Annotated in this window: 14 protein-coding genes; 11 read left to right on the top strand and 3 right to left on the bottom strand. The window is 74.0% G+C overall.

Annotated elements, in window-relative coordinates:
• Positions 1 to 336: 336 nt before the first annotated feature.
• The 10 genes from CLV37_RS09100 (at position 337) to CLV37_RS09055 (ending at position 12,340) form a co-directional block, all read left to right on the top strand.
• Positions 337 to 1,374 carry a LacI family DNA-binding transcriptional regulator gene (locus CLV37_RS09100; protein ID WP_211298502.1) on the top strand — a complete coding sequence of 346 codons (1,038 nt, stop codon included), beginning with the start codon at positions 337 to 339 and terminating at the stop codon, positions 1,372 to 1,374.
• 130 nt (positions 1,375 to 1,504) lie between these two features.
• The gene (gene rutA / locus CLV37_RS09095) at positions 1,505 to 2,593 is read left to right on the top strand and encodes a pyrimidine utilization protein A (RefSeq protein WP_106209336.1); all 1,089 of its coding nucleotides are present in this window, start codon (positions 1,505 to 1,507) and stop codon (positions 2,591 to 2,593) included.
• Between the two features lie 17 nt (positions 2,594 to 2,610).
• Complete coding sequence (locus tag CLV37_RS09090; RefSeq protein WP_211298501.1) at positions 2,611 to 4,191, top strand: amidase; 1,581 nt, start codon at positions 2,611 to 2,613, stop codon at positions 4,189 to 4,191.
• Positions 4,188 to 5,684, top strand: a complete 1,497-nt coding sequence (locus CLV37_RS09085) for an MFS transporter (RefSeq protein ID WP_106209334.1) — start codon at positions 4,188 to 4,190, stop codon at positions 5,682 to 5,684. The genes CLV37_RS09090 and CLV37_RS09085 overlap by 4 nt, the downstream gene beginning before the upstream one ends.
• Entirely contained in the window at positions 5,681 to 6,313 is a 633-nt protein-coding gene (locus tag CLV37_RS09080) for an isochorismatase family protein (RefSeq protein ID WP_106209332.1), read from the top strand. The genes CLV37_RS09085 and CLV37_RS09080 overlap by 4 nt, the downstream gene beginning before the upstream one ends.
• 4 nt (positions 6,314 to 6,317) lie before the next feature.
• Positions 6,318 to 7,421, top strand: coding sequence for a histidinol-phosphate transaminase (gene hisC / locus CLV37_RS09075; RefSeq protein ID WP_106209330.1), 1,104 nt, complete (start codon positions 6,318 to 6,320; stop codon positions 7,419 to 7,421).
• 273 nt (positions 7,422 to 7,694) lie between these two features.
• Positions 7,695 to 8,798 carry a pyruvate dehydrogenase (acetyl-transferring) E1 component subunit alpha gene (pdhA, locus tag CLV37_RS09070; protein WP_106209476.1) on the top strand — a complete coding sequence of 368 codons (1,104 nt, stop codon included), beginning with the start codon at positions 7,695 to 7,697 and terminating at the stop codon, positions 8,796 to 8,798.
• Positions 8,798 to 9,781, top strand: a complete 984-nt coding sequence (locus CLV37_RS09065; protein WP_106209329.1) for an alpha-ketoacid dehydrogenase subunit beta — start codon at positions 8,798 to 8,800, stop codon at positions 9,779 to 9,781. Before pdhA ends, CLV37_RS09065 begins: the two co-directional genes overlap by 1 nt.
• Before the next feature lie 40 nt (positions 9,782 to 9,821).
• The gene (locus CLV37_RS09060; RefSeq protein ID WP_106209327.1) at positions 9,822 to 11,099 is read left to right on the top strand and encodes a dihydrolipoamide acetyltransferase family protein; all 1,278 of its coding nucleotides are present in this window, start codon (positions 9,822 to 9,824) and stop codon (positions 11,097 to 11,099) included.
• A gap of 140 nt (positions 11,100 to 11,239) precedes the next feature.
• Positions 11,240 to 12,340 carry a ScyD/ScyE family protein gene (locus CLV37_RS09055; protein WP_106209325.1) on the top strand — a complete coding sequence of 367 codons (1,101 nt, stop codon included), beginning with the start codon at positions 11,240 to 11,242 and terminating at the stop codon, positions 12,338 to 12,340.
• 96 nt (positions 12,341 to 12,436) lie between these two features.
• On the opposite strand, the gene CLV37_RS09050 is transcribed toward CLV37_RS09055, so the two are convergent.
• Together CLV37_RS09050 and CLV37_RS09045 are read right to left on the bottom strand one after the other, a co-directional pair.
• On the bottom strand, positions 12,437 to 13,279 hold the full coding sequence (locus tag CLV37_RS09050) for an HpcH/HpaI aldolase/citrate lyase family protein (protein ID WP_106209323.1): 843 nt from the start codon (positions 13,277 to 13,279) through the stop codon (positions 12,437 to 12,439).
• Positions 13,280 to 13,343: 64 nt separating this feature from the next.
• A complete protein-coding gene (locus CLV37_RS09045; RefSeq protein WP_106209321.1) occupies positions 13,344 to 13,922 on the bottom strand; it encodes a TetR/AcrR family transcriptional regulator in 579 nt (192 codons plus the stop codon).
• 83 nt (positions 13,923 to 14,005) lie between these two features.
• Here CLV37_RS09045 and CLV37_RS09040 point away from each other — a divergent pair, with 83 nt between their 5' ends.
• Positions 14,006 to 15,283: an MFS transporter gene (locus tag CLV37_RS09040; RefSeq protein ID WP_211298499.1), complete on the top strand. Its 1,278-nt coding sequence runs from the start codon at positions 14,006 to 14,008 to the stop codon at positions 15,281 to 15,283.
• Here the strand turns inward: CLV37_RS09040 and CLV37_RS09035 are convergent.
• Complete coding sequence (locus CLV37_RS09035; protein WP_106209319.1) at positions 15,270 to 16,625, bottom strand: 8-oxoguanine deaminase; 1,356 nt, start codon at positions 16,623 to 16,625, stop codon at positions 15,270 to 15,272. The two genes, CLV37_RS09040 and CLV37_RS09035, sit on opposite strands and share 14 nt — an antisense overlap.
• Positions 16,626 to 16,654 lie beyond the last annotated feature (29 nt).

Here is a 16,654-nt window from a genome sequence, read left to right as displayed (position 1 = left end):
TGGAAGGAGGAGGCGACCAGGACGACCGGTTCGGGGCCGTTGTCGCCCTGGACGACGGCGGACAGGGCGGCGACGCCGGTGGGGAACAGGGCGAAGGTGGTGCGCAGCGCCAGGGGGTCATCGGCGAACGGGACCAGGGTGGGGGGAGTCGTTCCAGGTGCTTCGGACACGGGCTTGCCTCTCCAACGGTGGTGACGTGGTGGACCACAGAGTCAACCCCATCCGTTTCGGGGATGTTTCGACGACGTGACCGAACTCATTGCGCCACGTCCGTCGTGCCGCCTGCCGTGGTGCCCGGGTGCCGGGGAGGGGCCGTCCACGGTGTTGGATCGTGCCGTGAGCGATTCCGCCGGTCGCGTGCCGGTCACCGGCTACGACGTCGCCCGCGCCGCGGGGGTCTCCCAGTCCACGGTCTCCCGGGCCCTGCGCGGGGACGTCCGGGTGGTCGGGCGGACCCGTGAGCACGTGCTGCGGGTGGCCCGCGAGCTGGGGTACGTCGTCAACGTCTCGGCGCGCACCCTCATCACCCGCCGGTCGGCGACCATCGCGATCGTCTCCGGGGACCTGCGCAACCCCTCCTACCCGGCGCTGGTGCAGAGCCTGCAGGAGCAGTTCCACGCCCGCGACCACCGCGTGCTGCTGATGTCGGACCACGACGAGGGATCGGGGCGCTTCGAGGAGGACCTGGAGGGTCTGCGCGGCGGGCTCGTCGACGGCGTCGTCTACCTCTCGGCCCGCACGGACTCCTCCGCCGTGGCCGAACTGGTCGAGGCCGGGTTGCCGCTGGTCGTCCTCAACCGCGACGTCGACGGCGCGCTGGGCCGGCGCGTGGACCGGGTGATCTCCGACAACGTCGAGGGCGGCCGGCTGCTGGCCCGGCACCTGCACGCCTGCGGGGCCCGGCGGATCGCCGTCGTGGCCGGGCCCGCGGACAACCCGAGCCTGCGCCGGCGGGCGAGGGGTTTCGCGGCGGAGCTGCGGCGGCTGGGCGTCCCGCTCGACCCTGCCCTCGTCCGCCGCGGCACCGTGACGCCCGCGTTCGGCCTCCAGGCCGCTCTGCAGCTGCTCGACGTCCCGGCCGCGCGCCGGCCCGATGCCGTGTTCGGGCAGACCGACTACATCGCCCTCGGTGTCCTGGACGCGGCCGGTCGGCTCGGTCTGCGGGTCCCGCAGGACCTGCAGGTCGTCGGCTACAACGACCTCGACTGGGCGGGCTGGTCCATGATCGACCTGACGACGGTCCGGCAGCCGCTGGCGGAGATGGCGCGGGCGGCGGCCGACGCGCTGTTCGCGCGGATGGCCGACCCCGCGGCGCCCCCGCTCCTGCGCAACTTCGCGGTGGAACTCGTCGTGCGGGGTTCCACGCGGTCCTGAGGCGCTCCCGAGGCGCTCCCCGAGGCGCAGCCGAGTCGCGAAACACGCTGTTCACACCCGCGAGACGGGACGGCAACAGCGGGCCAATACATTCGCAGTCACGAACTCGACGCGTGCTCAGGAGGTTCCCGTGGACATCGGTGTGTTCATCCCGATCGCCAACAACGGCTGGCTCATCTCGAAGTCCGCCCCGCAGTACATGCCGACGTTCGACCTCAACAAGGAGATCGTCCGCAAGGCCGAGGAGCACGGTCTCGAGTTCGCGCTGTCGATGATCAAGCTGCGGGGTTTCGGGGGTGAGACGGAGTTCTGGGACCACGCGCTGGAGTCCTTCACCCTCACGGCGGGACTGGCCGCCGTCACCGAGCGCATCAAGCTGTACGCCTCGACGGCGATCCTCACCCTGCCCCCGGCGATGGTGGCCCGCATGGTCTCCACGATCGACTCCATCGCCCCCGGCCGGATCGGGGTGAACATCGTCACGGGGTGGGCGCCGGGGGAGTACACCCAGATGGGCGTCTGGCCCGGTGACGAGCACTTCGCGAACCGGTACGCCCGCGCCACCGAGTACGTCAAGGTCCTGCGCGACCTCACCGAGACCGGGCGCAGCGACTTCAAGGGCGAGTTCTACGAGATGGACGACTGCGTCCTGTCCCCGCGCCCCGGGCACATCGACATCGTCGCCGCCGGCCAGTCCCCCAGCGGGATGAAGTTCGCCGCCGAGAACGCCGAGTACGACTTCCTGCTGAGCACGGGGGTGAACACCCCGCGGGCCATGGTGGAGTCGGGGGAGAAGTTCAAGGCGGCCAGCGACCTCGCGGGCCGGGACGCGGGCGCGTTCGCCCTGTTCATGGTGATCGCCGACGAGACCGACGAACTGGCCCAGGCGAAGTGGCAGGACTACCACGACAACGCCGACCTGGCCGCGCTGAACTACCAGGCCGACGAGGCGGGTGCCGACACCAGCGCCGACGAGCACTCCACGGCCCGCACCATCTCGCTGCCCGAGGGAGCGGTGAACTTCAACATGGGGACCCTCGTGGGTTCCTACGAGTCCGTCGCCCGCATGCTCGACGAGGCCGCGGAGGTCCCCGGCGTCAAGGGGATCATGCTGACGTTCGACGACTTCCTCACGGGGCTGGACGCCTTCGGGGAGCGCATCCAGCCCCTCATGCGCAGCCGGAACCGCATCCCCTCGCCGTCGCCGGCCACGGTCTGACCGGCGTCCACGGTCCCGTGACGACCCCCTCCGGACCCTCGTCCGACGCCCTGCCCGACCCCGTGGCCGACGAGGAGTTCGACGAGCTCCTGAGCCGGCACCGGTCCCGGCCGCACGCGCCCTCCCCGAGCGCGCAGGCCCCCGAGCCCTGGGACGGCACCACCTTCCTGGAGCGGTTCCCGCGCCCGGTGCCCCGGCGCGGGACCCCCCCGGCACCGCGCCCCGACGCCTCGAGGGTCCCGGGCGTCGCGGAACTGCTGGCGGGGTACGCGGACGGTGCGCTGGACCCCGTGACCGTGGTCGAGGAGGTCCTCGCCGCCGTCGGCCCGGACGGGCCCGCCCCCACCGCCTTCCTCGCCGAGTGCGCCGGGGCCCGCGAGGCCGCCGCCGACAGCGCCCGCCGCTGGGCCGGCGGGCGGGCGCGGCCGCTGGAGGGCGTCCCCTTCGGCGTCAAGGACATCGTCGACGTCGCCGGGACGCCCGTGACGTGCGGGTCGCTGCTGACGGGCGACCGGGTCGCGGCGACCGACGCGGTCGTGGTCGCCCGCCTGCGCGCGGCCGGGGCGGTCCCCGTCGTCATGACCGCCACCACCGAGTTCGCCTGCGGGCTCGCCCTCAACGCGCGCTACGGCGCCGTGCAGAACCCCTGGCGCGCCGGACGGTGGACGGGGGGTTCCTCGACGGGGTCGGGGGCGGCCGTCGCCGCCCGCGTCGTCCCGTTCGCCCTGGGGACCGACACCGGCGGGTCCGTCCGCGTCCCGAGCTCGCTGTGCGGGATCTCCGGGCTCAAACCCACGTACGGGCTCCTCCCGCGCGACGGCGTGAGCGCCCTGTCGTGGACGCTCGACCACGTCGGGCCGATGGCCCGCAGCGCCCTCGACCTGGCCCTCGTGCTCGCCGTCCTGGCCGACGCGCCCGTGCAGGTCTGCGCGGACCTGCAGGGGGTGCGGGTCGGCCGGGTCCGCGGCTGGTTCGAGCAGCGCTGCGACGCCGGGGTGGTCGCGGCCACCGACGAGACGGTGCGGGTGCTGCGGGCCCACGGGGCCGAGGTCGTCGACGTCGACCTGCCCGGTGCCGCGCGCGCGTACGACGACGGCCTGGTCGTCCTGTCCGCCGAGCTCGCCGCGACCCAGGAGGGCAACGCCGACCGCGCCGGGCTCTTCGACGGCGGGACCCGCAAGCGCCTGGGGCGCGGCGCCCGCGTCAGCGCGGCCGACTACCTGCGGGCCCTGCGGGGTCGTGCGCTCGCCCAGCGCGAGCTGCTCGACGTCATGGACCGGGCGGACGTCGACGTCCTGCTCACCCCCGGGGTGGGCACGACGGCCCCGCACCTGGACGACCTCACCGCGGACGTGGACGACGAACGGGTCCCGCTGCAGGAGATCGTCCCCCGAAACACCTCACCGTTCAACGTGACGGGTTTCCCGGCGCTCGTCGTGCCGGCCGGGACCGGTCGCGACGACCTGCCCGTCGCCGTCCAGCTCGTCGCCCGGCCGTACGCCGAGGACCTGCTGCTGGGCGTCGGTGCGGGGTTGCAGGCGGTCACCGACCACCACCTCGCGGCCCCGGCCGGACGGGGAGCCACCGTCCCCGCATGAGCCGCCGCAACCCCTGGACGGTGTTCTCGGCGACCAGCACCGGGGTCGTCGCCGTCTTCCTCAACACCTCCGGCGTCAACGTCGCCCTGCCGACGATCGCGCGCGAGCTCGGGGCGAGCGCCGCCCAGTCCAGCTGGGTGCTGCTGTCCTACATGCTCGTCACGACGGCGCTGATCCTCGCGATCGGCCGGCTCGCCGACATCGTCGGCCGCAGGCCGCTGTACCTGGGCGGGTACGTGCTGTTCACCCTCGCCACGGCCGCCTGCGCGCTCGCCCCCGGTCCCGAGCTGCTCATCGCGGCGCGGACCGTCCAGGCGGTCGGCGCGGCCGCGCTCGTGACGAACACCACCGCGCTGCTCACCGACACGTTCCCCCCGGGGTCCCTGGGGCGCGGGCTCGGGCTCAACGCGACCGTCGCCGCCGTCACCCAGGCCCTGGGACCGCTGGCCGGCGGCGCGGCGACGAGCTGGTGGGGCTGGCGCGGGACGTTCCTCGTGACGCTGCCGATCTGCGTGGCCGGGCTCGTCTGGTCCCTGCTCGTCATCCCCCGGGGCCCGGCGGCGACCGGTCCGCGGGAACGGTTCGACGGCACCGGGGCGGTGCTGTCGACCGCGGCGCTGGCGGCGACCCTGCTGGCGCTGTCGCCCGACGTCCTGACCGCGATGGGCTTCCCCCGCGCCGGGCCGGTCCTCGGGGGTGCGGCCCTGCTGCTGTGGGCCGTCTTCGTCGCCTGGCTGCGGCGCAGCCGCTCCCCGCTCGTCGACCTCGGGGTCCTGCTGCACCGCCTGCGCGCTCCGCTGTACGCGGCCGTCCTGCTCAACGCCGCGGCGCAGTACGCCGTCGTCGTCCTCGCCTCCCTCGTCCTGCAGTCCACGGGGCGGGTCGGGGCGCTGGCGGCGGGGTTGCTCGTCAGCCCGCTCGCCGTGGGCACCACTGCGGGAGCGGTCGTGGCCGCCCAGCTCGTGGGCCGGTTCCCGGCGCGCACGCTCGTCACGGTGGGCAGTTCCGCCGTCCTCGCCGGCACGGTCCTGCTCGCCGTCGTCCTGACCCCCGACGGGACGTACTGGCCGGTGTTCGCGGGGTTGCTCGCGGTGGGGTTCGGCACGGGGCTGTTCATGACCCCCGGCACGAGCCTGCTCATGCTGACCGTCCCGGCCGACCGGCGCGGCGTCGCCAACGGGGTCCGCTCGGCGCTGCAGAACGTCGGGTTCCTGCTCAGCACCGCCGTCGGGCTCGGGCTGGCGACCCGGGAGCTGACGGGGGCCGACCGCGCCGACGCCTACGCCGGTGCGCTGCGGGCGGCGCCGCAGGTGCTGGGCGCCTTCTCCGGCGGGGTCCGCACCGCGATGGTCGTCCTGTCGCTGCTGGCCCTCGGCGCGCTCCTCGCCTGCCTCGCCCTGCCGGCGCGCCGTCCCGCGCCGCTCACCCCACCCGCCGACGCACCCGCCAACCCACCCACCACCCCACCCGTCGTGGAGGAGAACGTCCCGTGAGCGTCGACGACTACGCCGGAGCCGGTTTCGGCGCCGGACTCACCCCGGGGGCCCGCCCCGCGCTGCTGCTGGTGGACCCGGCCCGCGCCTACACCGACCCCGGCTCCTTCCTGTACGCCGGGCCGGCCGCCGTGCGGGCCGCCGAGGCGATGCGCGCGCTGATGGCCGCGGCCCGGGCGGCGGGGATCCCCGTCGTCGTGACCCGCGTCGCGATCGCCGCCGACGGCGCGGACGCGGGGGTCTTCTTCCGCAAGGTCCCGGGGCTGCGCGCGTTCGGTCCCGGCAGCCCGCTCGCCGAGTACGTCGAGGGCCTGGCCCCGCAGGAGGGCGATGTCGAGGTCGTCAAGCAGTACCCCAGCGCCTACTTCGGCACCGACCTGGTGGCCCGGCTGCGCGAACGGGGCGTCGACACCGTCCTCATCGGCGGGTTCAGCACGTCCGGGTGCGTGCGGGCCAGCACGCTGGACACGCTGCAGAACGGCTTCGTGCCCCTCGTGGTGACCGATGCGTGCGGCGACCGCGACGCGTCCGTGCAGGCGGCGAACCTGTTCGACATGGGCCAGAAGATGGCCGAGCTGTGGTCGCTGGACACCGCGAGCCGGTACCTGGCGGGGGTGTCCGTACCCTGACGGCATGACGACTCCCGACTCCCCGGTGGCGCCGCGGTTGCGCGCCAACATGGCCAAGGTCCCGGCGTACGTGGCCGGCAAGCCCGCCGTGGCGCGGGAGGGTCTGGAGGTCTTCAAGGTCTCCTCCAACGAGAACCCGTACCCGCCGCTGCCGAGTGTGCTGACGGCGATCAGCCGGGCCGCGGCGAGCGTCAACCGGTACCCGGACCCGGCCGCGACCGCGATGCTCGCCACCACCGCGCGGCGCTGGGGCGTGGGGGTCGAGAACCTCGCCGCGGCCACGGGCAGCGTCCGGCTGCTGGCCCAGCTCTCGGAGATCACCTGCGCGCCCGGCGACGAGGTCGTCTACGCGTGGCGCTCGTTCGAGGCCTACCCGATCACCGCGGTCATCTCCGACGCGGTGGCCGTCGAGGTGCCGCTGACTGCGGACGCGCGCCACGACCTGCCCGCCATGCTCGCGGCGATCACCGAGCGGACCCGGCTGGTCGTGCTCTGCTCGCCGAACAACCCCACCGGCCCGGCCCTGCGCCGCGGCGAGCTCGACGACTTCCTCGCCCGGGTGCCGCGCGACGTCGTGGTCGTGCTCGACGAGGCCTACCGCGAGTTCGTCGACGACCCCGAGGTCCCCGACGGCGTCGAGGTGTTCCGCGAGCACCCCAACGTCGTCGTGCTGCGCACGTTCTCCAAGGCCTACGGCCTGGCGGGGCTGCGGGTCGGGGTCGCCGTCGCGCACCCGGAGGTGGCGGGGACGCTGCGCAAGGCGTCCACCCCGTTCGGGGTGTCCTCGATCGCCCAGGCCGCGGTCGTCGCCTCCCTGCAGGAGGCCGCGGAGGCCGAGCTGCTCGAGCGCGTCGCCGCGCTGGTCGCCGAGCGCCGCACCCTCGTGGAGGGGCTGCGCGAGCAGGGCTGGGAGGTCCCGGACGCGCAGGGCAACTTCTTCTGGCTGCCCGTGGGCGAGCGCGCGGTGGAGCTCGCCGACGCCTTCGCGGCCGAGGGGCTCGTGGTCCGCGCCTTCGCCGGGTCCGGGGTCCGCGTCACGGTCGCGGAGCCGGCGGCCAATGCGCGCCTGCTGGACGTGGCCGCGAAGCTGCGCGTCGACTTCGGCTGAGGCACCACCCACCCCGGGTCCCGCTCCACCCCCGCGATCGAGGAAGCTCACGCCACGTCAGCTTCCTCGATCGCGGGGGTGGAGTGGTGTCGGACCGGCGCGGCGGTTCACAACCTACGGTCGCGTAACGTACGCTCGCGTCACCTACGCAACCGTAGGTTGGTGACGATCGTCAGAGCGACGTACCCGACGCCCCACGGAGGAACGCACGTGACCGACTCGCCGGTCGGCCCGGTACGGGCCCACGACCCGCAGGACGCCGCTCGGACCGGCATGGTCCAGCTGCTCGACCAGCACGGTGTCCGGCACCCCCACCCCGAGTACGAGGTCCACCTCGGGGCCGACGAGCTGCTCGGGCTGTACCGCGACATGGTGCTGCTGCGCCGCTTCGACAGCGAGGCCGAGGCCCTGCAGCGCAAGGGCGAGCTCGGCCTGTGGGCCGGCAGCCGCGGCCAGGAGGCCGCCCAGGTCGGCGCCGGCCGCGCCACCCGACGGCACGACCACGTCTTCCCCAGCTACCGCGACCACGGCGCGGTGCTGACCCGGGACATCGACCCGCTGCACATCCTCAGCATCTTCCGCGGCATCGACCACGGCGGCTGGGACCCCGTCGCCACCGGGGTGCACCCCTACACGCTGGTCATCGCCGCCCAGATGCTGCCGGCCGTCGGCTACGCCATGGGCGTGCAGCGCGACGGGGCCGTCGGGACCGGCGACCCCGCCCGCGACACCGCCGTCGTCACGTACTTCGGCGACGGCGCGACGTCCCAGGGCGAGGCCGCCGAGGCGCTGAACTGGGCGTCGGTCTTCAACGCCCCCGTCGTGTTCGTCTGCCAGAACAACCAGTGGGCGATCTCCGAGCCGGTGGCCCGGCAGTCCACCGTCCCGCTGCACCGGCGCGCCGAGGGGGCCGGGATGCCCGGGGTCCTCGTCGACGGCAACGACGTCCTGGCCGTCCTCGCGGTCGTGGGGGCCGCGCTCGAACGGGCCCGCAGCGGTGGGGGCCCGACCTTCGTCGAGGCGTACACCTTCCGCATGGGCGCCCACACGACGTCCGACGACCCGACCCGCTACCGCCTGGCGGCCGAGGTCGACGCGTGGCGCGAGAAGGACCCGATCGACCGGTTCCGCACCTACCTGACCGGTGAGGGGATCCTCGACGAGGAGTTCGAGACCCGCCTGGCGACCGAGAGCGAGCAGCTCGCCGAGCGCCTGCGCGCCGGCGTCGCCGCGATGACCGACCCGGAGCCGGCGGCGATGTTCGACCACGCGTACGCCGAACCGCACCCGCAGGTCCTCGCCGAACGCGACGAGTTCCTCGCCGCCTGGGAACAGCACGACGCCGAACTGCACGCTCACGCCGGAGGAGTGGCCTGATGGAGACGATGGCGATCGGCAAGGCGATCAACGCCGGCCTGCGCGCGGCGATGGACCGCGACCCGCGCGTCCTGCTCATGGGCGAGGACATCGGTGCCCTCGGCGGGGTCTTCCGCGTCACCGACGGGCTGCAGAAGGACTTCGGCGAGGACCGCGTCATCGACACCCCGCTGGCCGAGGCCGGCATCGTCGGCACCGCGATCGGGATGGCGCTGCGGGGTTTCCGGCCCGTCTGCGAGATCCAGTTCAACGGGTTCGTCTACCCGGCGTTCAACCAGATCACGACGCAGCTGGCGAAGCTGCGGGCCCGTTCGCGCGGCCGGCTGACGCTGCCCGTCGTCATCCGCATCCCCAGCGGCGGCGGCATCGGGTCCGTCGAGCACCACTCCGAGAGCCCCGAGGTCCTCTTCGCCCACACCGCCGGGTTGCGGGTCGTGGCGCCCAGCGACCCGCACGACGCGTACTGGATGATCCAGCAGTCCATCGCCTCGGCCGACCCGGTGCTGTTCCTCGAACCCGAACGCCGCTACTGGCAGAAGGGCGAGGTCGACACCGACCTCGCCCCCGGCCAGGTCGCGCCCCTGCACAAGGCGCGGGTCCTGCGCGCGGGCACCGACGCGACGCTCGTCGCGTACGGGCCCACGACGAAGCTGGCCCTCGACGCGGCCGCCGCGGCCGCCGAGGACGGCACCGACCTCGAGGTGGTCGACCTGCGGTCGATCTCGCCGCTGGACGTCGACACCGTCGCGGAGTCGGTGCGCCGCACGGGCCGGCTGGTCACCGTCTCCGAGGCCCCCACCTTCCACGGGCCGATGGCCGAGCTGGCCTCGCGGATCCAGGAGTCCTGCTTCTACTCCCTCGAGGCGCCCGTCAAGCGGGTCGGCGGGTACCACCTGCCCTACCCGGTCGCGCGGGCCGAGGAGCACTACCTGCCGACCCTCGACCGCGTCCTCGACGCCGTCGAGCAGTCCCTGGCCGCCTGAGAAACCCCCCGCAACCCCCGAGAGAACGAGAAGGACTCCGTTGAACCAGCGGTTCGCCCTGCCCGACGTCGGTGAAGGACTCACCGAGGCCGAGATCGTCTCCTGGAAGGTGAAACCCGGCGACGTCGTCGCCGTGAACGACGTCCTCGTCGAGATCGAGACGGCGAAGTCCCTCGTGGAACTGCCCAGCCCCTGGGCCGGGACCGTCACCGAACTCCTGGTCGCCGAGGGCGACACCGTGGACGTGGGGGCGCACATCGTCGTCGTCAGCGACGGCACGGCCGCGCAGGCGGCGGCCGAACCCGCTGCGCCGCAGGTGGACGAGGCGTTGGGGGCGACCCTCGTGGGGTACGGCGCGAAGGAGGCCGCGCCCCGTCGCCGGCGGGGGGCGGCCCCCGAGGTGCCGCCGGCCCAGCCCCAGACCCAGACCCCGGCTCCCGTCCCGGTCCAGCCGCACGTCCTGGCCAAACCCCCGGTGCGCAAGCTCGCCCGCGACCTGGGGATCGACCTGGCCGGGGCGAGACCCACCGGACCGGGCGGGACGGTGACCCGGGCCGACGTCCTCGCGCTCGTCCCGGCGGCCCCGGCCGAACCCGAGCGGCGCTTCGAGAAGCACGAGCGCGAGCGCCACGTCCCCATCCGCGGGGTCCGCAAGGCGACGGCCGCGGCCATGGTGGAGAGCGCGTTCTCCGCCCCCCACGTCACGGTGTTCACCACCGTCGACGCCACCCGGACGATGAAGCTGGTCCAGCGGCTCAAGACCGACCCCGAGTACGCGGGGATCCGCGTCTCGCCGCTGCTGCTGGTGGCCAAGGCGCTGCTGGTGGCGGTGCGCCGCAACCCCGACATCAACTCGACCTGGGACGAGAAGAACCAGGTCATCGTCGTGAAGAACTACGTGAACCTCGGCATCGCGGTGGCGACCCCGCGCGGGCTGCTCGTGCCGAACGTCAAGGACGCCGACGAGATGTCGCTGAAGGACCTCGCCGTCCACCTCAACGACCTGGCCCTGACCGCCCGCGAGGGCAAGGCGAAACCCCGCGACCTGGCCGAGGGCACCATCACCATCACCAACGTCGGGACGTTCGGCATCGACACGGGGACGCCAATCCTCAACCCGGGGGAGGCGGCGATCCTGGCCGTCGGGAAGATCTCGCAGCGGCCGTGGGTGCACAAGGGGAAGGTCAAACCCCGCTACCTCGCCACGCTCGGGCTCTCCATCGACCACCGGATGCTCGACGGGGAGAGCGGGTCGCGGGCGCTGGCCGACATCGCGGCCGTCCTGGAGGACCCGGCGCGGGCGCTGACCTGGAGCTGATCCGGAACCGATCCGGAACTGGTCCTGGATCGACCGGGCGCCGGACCCGGTCGGTTCCGGTCCTTCTCACCGGGACGTCACAGGGTCTACCCTGCTCCGCCGTAGGCAGCTCTCGGCAGCTCCACGACGGAGGTTCCGCAATGACGCACCGGCTCCGCTCAGCAGCGCTCGTCCTCGCCGTCGCGACCACCACCTCGGTGGTGGTCGCCGCGCCGGCGCAGGCCCGTCCCCACCCCCACGACCCCGTCACCGTCGTCGCGACGGGACTGGACGACCCGTTCGGCCTGTCGTCCGAGAACGGGAGGTTCTACGTCGCCGAGTCCACCTCGGGCGAGATCAGCGGGATCATCCCCGGCGGCAGACCCAGTGTCCGGCTCGCGGGTTTCAGCGGCCCCGCCGGGGTCGACCGCAAGGACGGGACCATCTACGTCGTCACCGGGGCGGCGGAGGGTCCTCCCGCTCCCGGCGCGGCGAGGCTGTACTCCTCGCGGCGCGGTGAGCCCCTGCGCACCCTGGCCGACCTGACCGCCTACGAACTCGCGAACAACCCCGACGGCCAGGCGCAGTTCGGTCCCGACGGGACGCCGCTGGACGCCCTGAGCAACCCGTTCGCCGTCCTCGCGGGGCGCGGTCACGACGACCGGGTGTTCGTGGCCGACGCCGGGGCGAACGCCGTCCTGGTCCTGCAGGGCGGGCGGCTCAGCACGTTCTTCGTGCCGCCGCTGGTGACGACCGGCCTGTGCGAGGGCGTCCCGAACAACGACCCGCAGCACGTCGGCTGCGACTCGGTCCCGACGGGGCTGGCCTGGGGGCCGGACGGCCACCTGTACGTCTCCACGCTCTCGTCCCTGGTCCCCGGCGAGGGGCGCGTCTACGTCCTCGACGCCCACGACGGTTCGGTGCTGCGCACCGTGACCGGGTTCTCCGGCCCGACCGGGGTGGCGGTCGGCGACGACGGGGCGATCTACGTGTCGGAACTGCTCGAGGGGGCCCCGCCGCCGGACGGACCCGAGGAGGAGGGGCTGCCCCCCGGTTTCGACCCGGCCTCGGTCGGGCAGATCGTGCGCGTGGACCGTTCCGGCGCGCGCAGCGCCGCCCAGGTGACGATGCCGCTGGGGCTGCGCTGGGCGAACGGGCACCTGTACTCCACCGCGTGGAGCGTCGCCGGTCAATTCCTGCAGCAGCAGGGTCTCGGGCAGGTCGTCCGCGTCGACCGGAGGGCGTTCGCACCCCTGACCTGAGCGCGTGGTTCGTGTCCGGGGTCCGCCGTCGTCGGCCCCTCGCTGCCCATCACGGGCTGCGAGGGGCCGACGACGGCACCCCGGGCGAGGCGCGGGTCAGAGCGGCTGGATGCCGTACGCGTCGGCGAGTTCCTGGATGCGCCGGGCGCGGCCCAGGCGCGGCAGGTCCGACCCGTCGCGGACGACGCCGCCGCTGGCCTCGAAGCTCGCGATGAAGTCACGGGCCCAGGTGGCGTCGGAGACGTTGGGGCTCATGACCTCGTTGATGACGTACGCCTGCTCGGCGTCCAGGCACAGCTTGCCCATCATCCCCATGGCCACGCCCACGCCGGAGGCCTCGCGCAGCTCGGGGTGACCGCCGCCGGTGGTCGGGCCGTCGATGGGGCCGGGGAGCTTGCCGATGGCGCTGGCCACGACGAGCTTCGTGCGGGGGTAGGCCATGGCCATGTCCTCGGCGCTGGCGCCGGTGTCGCGGCGGTAGTCGCCCGAGCCGAAGGCGAGGCGGAAGGTGCCGCGCGCGCACGCGATCTCGCGGGCGGCCTCGATGCCGAGCGCCGACTCGCACAGCGCGACGACGGGGACGGCCCCGCCGAGGGCGTGCCAGGTGGCCTCGACCTGCTCACCGGCCTCGGTCTTGGCGAGCATGACGCCCAGCAGGTTGGGGACGCCCTTGAGGGCGTCGACGTCGTCGCGCCAGTGCGGCGTGGTGACGTCGTTGATGCGGACGAAGGCCTGGCCGCCGGAGGTCAGCCACTCGATGGCGTCGGCGCGGGCGGAGTCCTTGCGCGAGGGGTCGACGGCGTCCTCGACGTCGAGGACGACCTGGTCGGCCCGCGAGGCGGCGGCCACGTCGAAGAGGTCGGTGCGCGTCGCGTTCACCAGCAGCCAGGTCCGCGCGTACCGGGGTTCGACGATGTGCACCTTGCGATCTGCGGTCATGGCACCCGACCGTAGCGCCGCCGGGGCGCGCGGCCCGCGTCCACGTCCCGGGGAGTGGGCAGTCTCACGCTCCGGCGGGCCCGCCGCGGCTCCAGCCCGCGAGGAGGTGGTCGGTCAGGGCCTCCAGGTCGGGCGCCCCGCCCGTCGTCAGGACCGCGTAGACGACGGGGCCGACGAGTTCGGCGACGTGCAGGTCGTGGTCCAGGTCCTGCTGCAGGCGCGGACCGACCCGGCGCAGGCAGGCGCGGGCGCTGGGGGCCAGGATGTCGGCGCGCGCGACGAGTTCGCGCACGGCGCCGTCGTGCTGGGTCTCGCCCAGCAGCACCCGGTAGCAGAGGCCGGCGTGGGAGTGCAGCAGGAAGGCCTCCAGCAGGCGCAGGTACCCGAGGACGTCGCGGCGGGCGTCGGGCTGGGGGACGGTGCGCAGCTCGTCGCGGGCGTCGGCCACGCAGGCCTCGAGGAGGATCTCGGCCGTCGTGGACCACCAGCGGTAGACGGTCTGGCGTCCGACGCCGGCCCGGTCGGCGATGCCCTTCATCGTCACGCCCGCGTAGCCGACCTCGGCGAGCAGGTCGTCGACGGCCTGCAGGACGGCGCGCCGGGCGCTCTCGCTGCGCGGCCGGCCGACGGGCGTGGTGGACATGGCCCGAGCATACCGAGACACCGTGCCTCGAAACAGTGGTAGCGTCGCCGGGCAACGACCTGCCGCGAGAAAGGACCGTCCCCGTGTGCGCCGGTTGCGGAACTCCCACCCACGTCCCCGACGCCCCCGCCCCCCGGCGCTTCGCGGCTCTGCGCGACCGGAACTGCGGGCCCTACCTGGTCGGCGGGATGCTGTCGATGATGGCCGACAACGTCGAGCACGTCATCACCTACTGGGTGCTGTGGCAGCAGTTCCACTCCCCGGCCCTGACGGGTTTCCAGGTCATCAGCCACTGGACGCCGTTCCTGCTGCTGTCCGTCTGGTTCGGCGGGCTCGCCGACCGGTACGACTGCCGGCGCGTCGTCCAGGCCGCCCAGCTGCTGTTCCTGGCCGTCTCGCTCGCGTGGGGCGTGCTGTTCCTCACCGGTTCCCTCAGCATCCCCGCGGCCTGCGTGCTGCTCGTCCTGCACGGGACGGCGGGGGCGTTGTGGCGCCCGGCGGAGCAGATGATGCTGCAGGACTTCGTCGGACGTGAGGACCTGCCCAGCGCCGTCCGGCTGAACTCCACGTTCCAGGGGCTCGGGGTCCTGCTGGGGCCCGTGGTGGGGTCGGCGTTGCTGATCGGTCTCGGGGCCGAGCTCGGCATCTTCGCCAACGCCCTCGTCTACCTGCCGCTGACCGTCTTCCTGCTGCGCACGAAGTTCACCGGGCACACGCGGTCGGGGGTGGTGGCCCGTGAACGCGTCGGCGCGCTCGGGGCGGTGCGCGCCGCGCGGACGGTGATGCGGAACCCGGAGATCGCCGGAGCGATCGTCGTCGCCGGGCTGACGTCGTTGTTCGTCGGATCGGCGCTGCAGACCGTCATGCCCGAGTTCGCGGAGGGCTTCGGGGACGCGTCGAGTTCGGCGTACGGGGTCCTGCTGTTCGCCAACGGGCTGGGCGGGGTCGTCGGGGGGATCGTGCTGGAGGCCACCGGGTGGGTCCGGCCGAACCTGACCGCCGCGGTCGTGTCGACGTTCCTGTTCGGGGGGTTCATCGCCGCCTTCGCGCTCAGCGGTTCCCTCGTCCTGGCCGTCGTCGTCCTCGTGCTCGGCGGGGTCGCGAACCTCGTGTCGGTGTCGGTGACCCAGACGATCGTGCAGCTCAAGGCCGAACCCGCCGAACGCGGCCGCACCGTCGGGGTCTACTCGATGGCCTCGGGCGGGCTGAAGGTCGGCAGCGGTTTCTCGATCGGGCTGCTCGGGGCCGTCGTGGGGGTCCAGACCTCGGTGGTCGTCAGCGGGGCCGCGCTGGCGCTCGGAGCGGTGGCCGCCGGCCTCGCGGTGCGCGCGAACCGGCGGCCGGCCGTCACGGGCGGCTGAGGACGCGCCGGCGCGCGGCGACCAGGTCGGCGACCGCCTGCTGCTCCGACGTGGTCCGCAGTTCCCCGTCCTCGACGACGACCCGGCCCTCGACGGTGGACAACCGCAGCGGGGGGGTGGGCCCGATGACGAGGGCCACGACGGGGTCGTCGAGGTCGGCGTGGCCCAGGCCCCGCAGGTCCCACAGGGCCAGGTCGGCGCGCTTGCCGACCTCGATCGAGCCGATCTCCGCGGCGCGGCCGAGCGCGCCGGCCCCGCCGATCGTGGCGGCCCGCAACGCGTCGCGGGCGCTCATGGTGTCCGGGCCGCCGCGCAGCCGCGCCGTGTAGACCATCTGCCGCAGTTCGTCGGCCAGGCTGCCCTGCTCGCTGGAGGCGGCGCCGTCGACGCCCAGGCCGACGCTCACCCCGGCGGCCAGCAGGTCGTGGGCACGGGCCATCCCGGCGCCCAGGCGCGCGTTGGAGCTGGGGCAGTGCGCGACCGAACTGCCGGTGCGGGCCAGCGCGGCGATGTCGGAGTCGGACAGGTGGACGCAGTGCGCGAGCCAGACGTCGGGGCCGAGCCAGCCGAGGTCCTCGAGGACCTCCACGGGCCGGCGGCCGAACGTGCGGGCGCAGAACTCCTCCTCGTCGGCGGTCTCGGCGAGGTGGGTGTGGCGGCGGATCCTGAGCTCGGCGGCCTGCGCGGCCGTCTGCCGCAACAGGTCCGGCGTCACCGAGAACGGCGAGCAGGGGGCGGCGCCGATGCGCACCATCGACCCGGGGGAGGTGTCGTGGTGGCGGCGCACGGCGTCGTCGGTGGCGGCCAGGACCGTGTCGATCGTCTCGACCACCGAGTCCGGGGGCAGCCCGCCGGCGGACGTCCCGAGGTCCATCGACCCGCGGGTGGGGGAGAAGCGCAGGCCCACGGTGCGCGCGGCCGCGATCGTCGCGGCGAGCTGGTCGCCCCCGTCGTGCGGGTGCAGGTAGTGGTGGTCGCTCGTGGTGGTGCAGCCCGTGAGCGCGAGACGGGCCAGGCCGGCGCGGGCGGCGGCCTCCACGTCGACGGCGTCGAGGCGGGCCCAGACCGGGTAGAGCGTCGTGAGCCACTCGAACAGGCCCGCGTCGACGGCGAACCCCCGGGTGGCCCACTGGTAGAGGTGGTGGTGGGTGTTGACGAACCCGGGGGTCAGCAGGTGCCCGGTGCCGTCGACGACCCGGTCCGCCGTCGTGCCCGCGGGCGGTTCGCCCTCACCCACGGCGGTGACGACACCGTCGTCCACGACGACGAAACCCCTCCGGTGCTCGGTGCCGGAGGGGGCGACGGTGGCCACGGCGGCCCCGGTGATCAGCAGGGTCGGCATGCACCGCATCCTGCCGCACCGGGGCGCCG

Source organism: Kineococcus rhizosphaerae (assembly GCF_003002055.1).
GTDB classification, from domain to species: domain Bacteria; phylum Actinomycetota; class Actinomycetes; order Actinomycetales; family Kineococcaceae; genus Kineococcus; species Kineococcus rhizosphaerae.
The sequence above is the reverse complement of the archived record's forward strand: the minus strand, read 5'-3'. Positions and strand labels throughout refer to the sequence as shown.

What these genes read in the sequence shown, in the direction of transcription:
- CLV37_RS09085 (WP_106209334.1), top strand. Translation starts at nt 4,188, where the DNA reads ATGAGCCGCCGCAACCCCTGGACGGTGTTCTCGGCGACCAGCACCGGG.
- hisC (WP_106209330.1), top strand. Translation starts at nt 6,318, where the DNA reads ATGACGACTCCCGACTCCCCGGTGGCGCCGCGGTTGCGCGCCAACATG.
- pdhA (WP_106209476.1), top strand. Translation starts at nt 7,695, where the DNA reads ATGGTCCAGCTGCTCGACCAGCACGGTGTCCGGCACCCCCACCCCGAG.
- CLV37_RS09065 (WP_106209329.1), top strand. Translation starts at nt 8,798, where the DNA reads ATGGAGACGATGGCGATCGGCAAGGCGATCAACGCCGGCCTGCGCGCG.
- CLV37_RS09055 (WP_106209325.1), top strand. Translation starts at nt 11,240, where the DNA reads ATGACGCACCGGCTCCGCTCAGCAGCGCTCGTCCTCGCCGTCGCGACC.
- CLV37_RS09050 (WP_106209323.1), bottom strand. Translation starts at nt 13,279, where the DNA reads ATGACCGCAGATCGCAAGGTGCACATCGTCGAACCCCGGTACGCGCGG.
- CLV37_RS09045 (WP_106209321.1), bottom strand. Translation starts at nt 13,922, where the DNA reads ATGTCCACCACGCCCGTCGGCCGGCCGCGCAGCGAGAGCGCCCGGCGC.
- CLV37_RS09035 (WP_106209319.1), bottom strand. Translation starts at nt 16,625, where the DNA reads ATGCCGACCCTGCTGATCACCGGGGCCGCCGTGGCCACCGTCGCCCCC.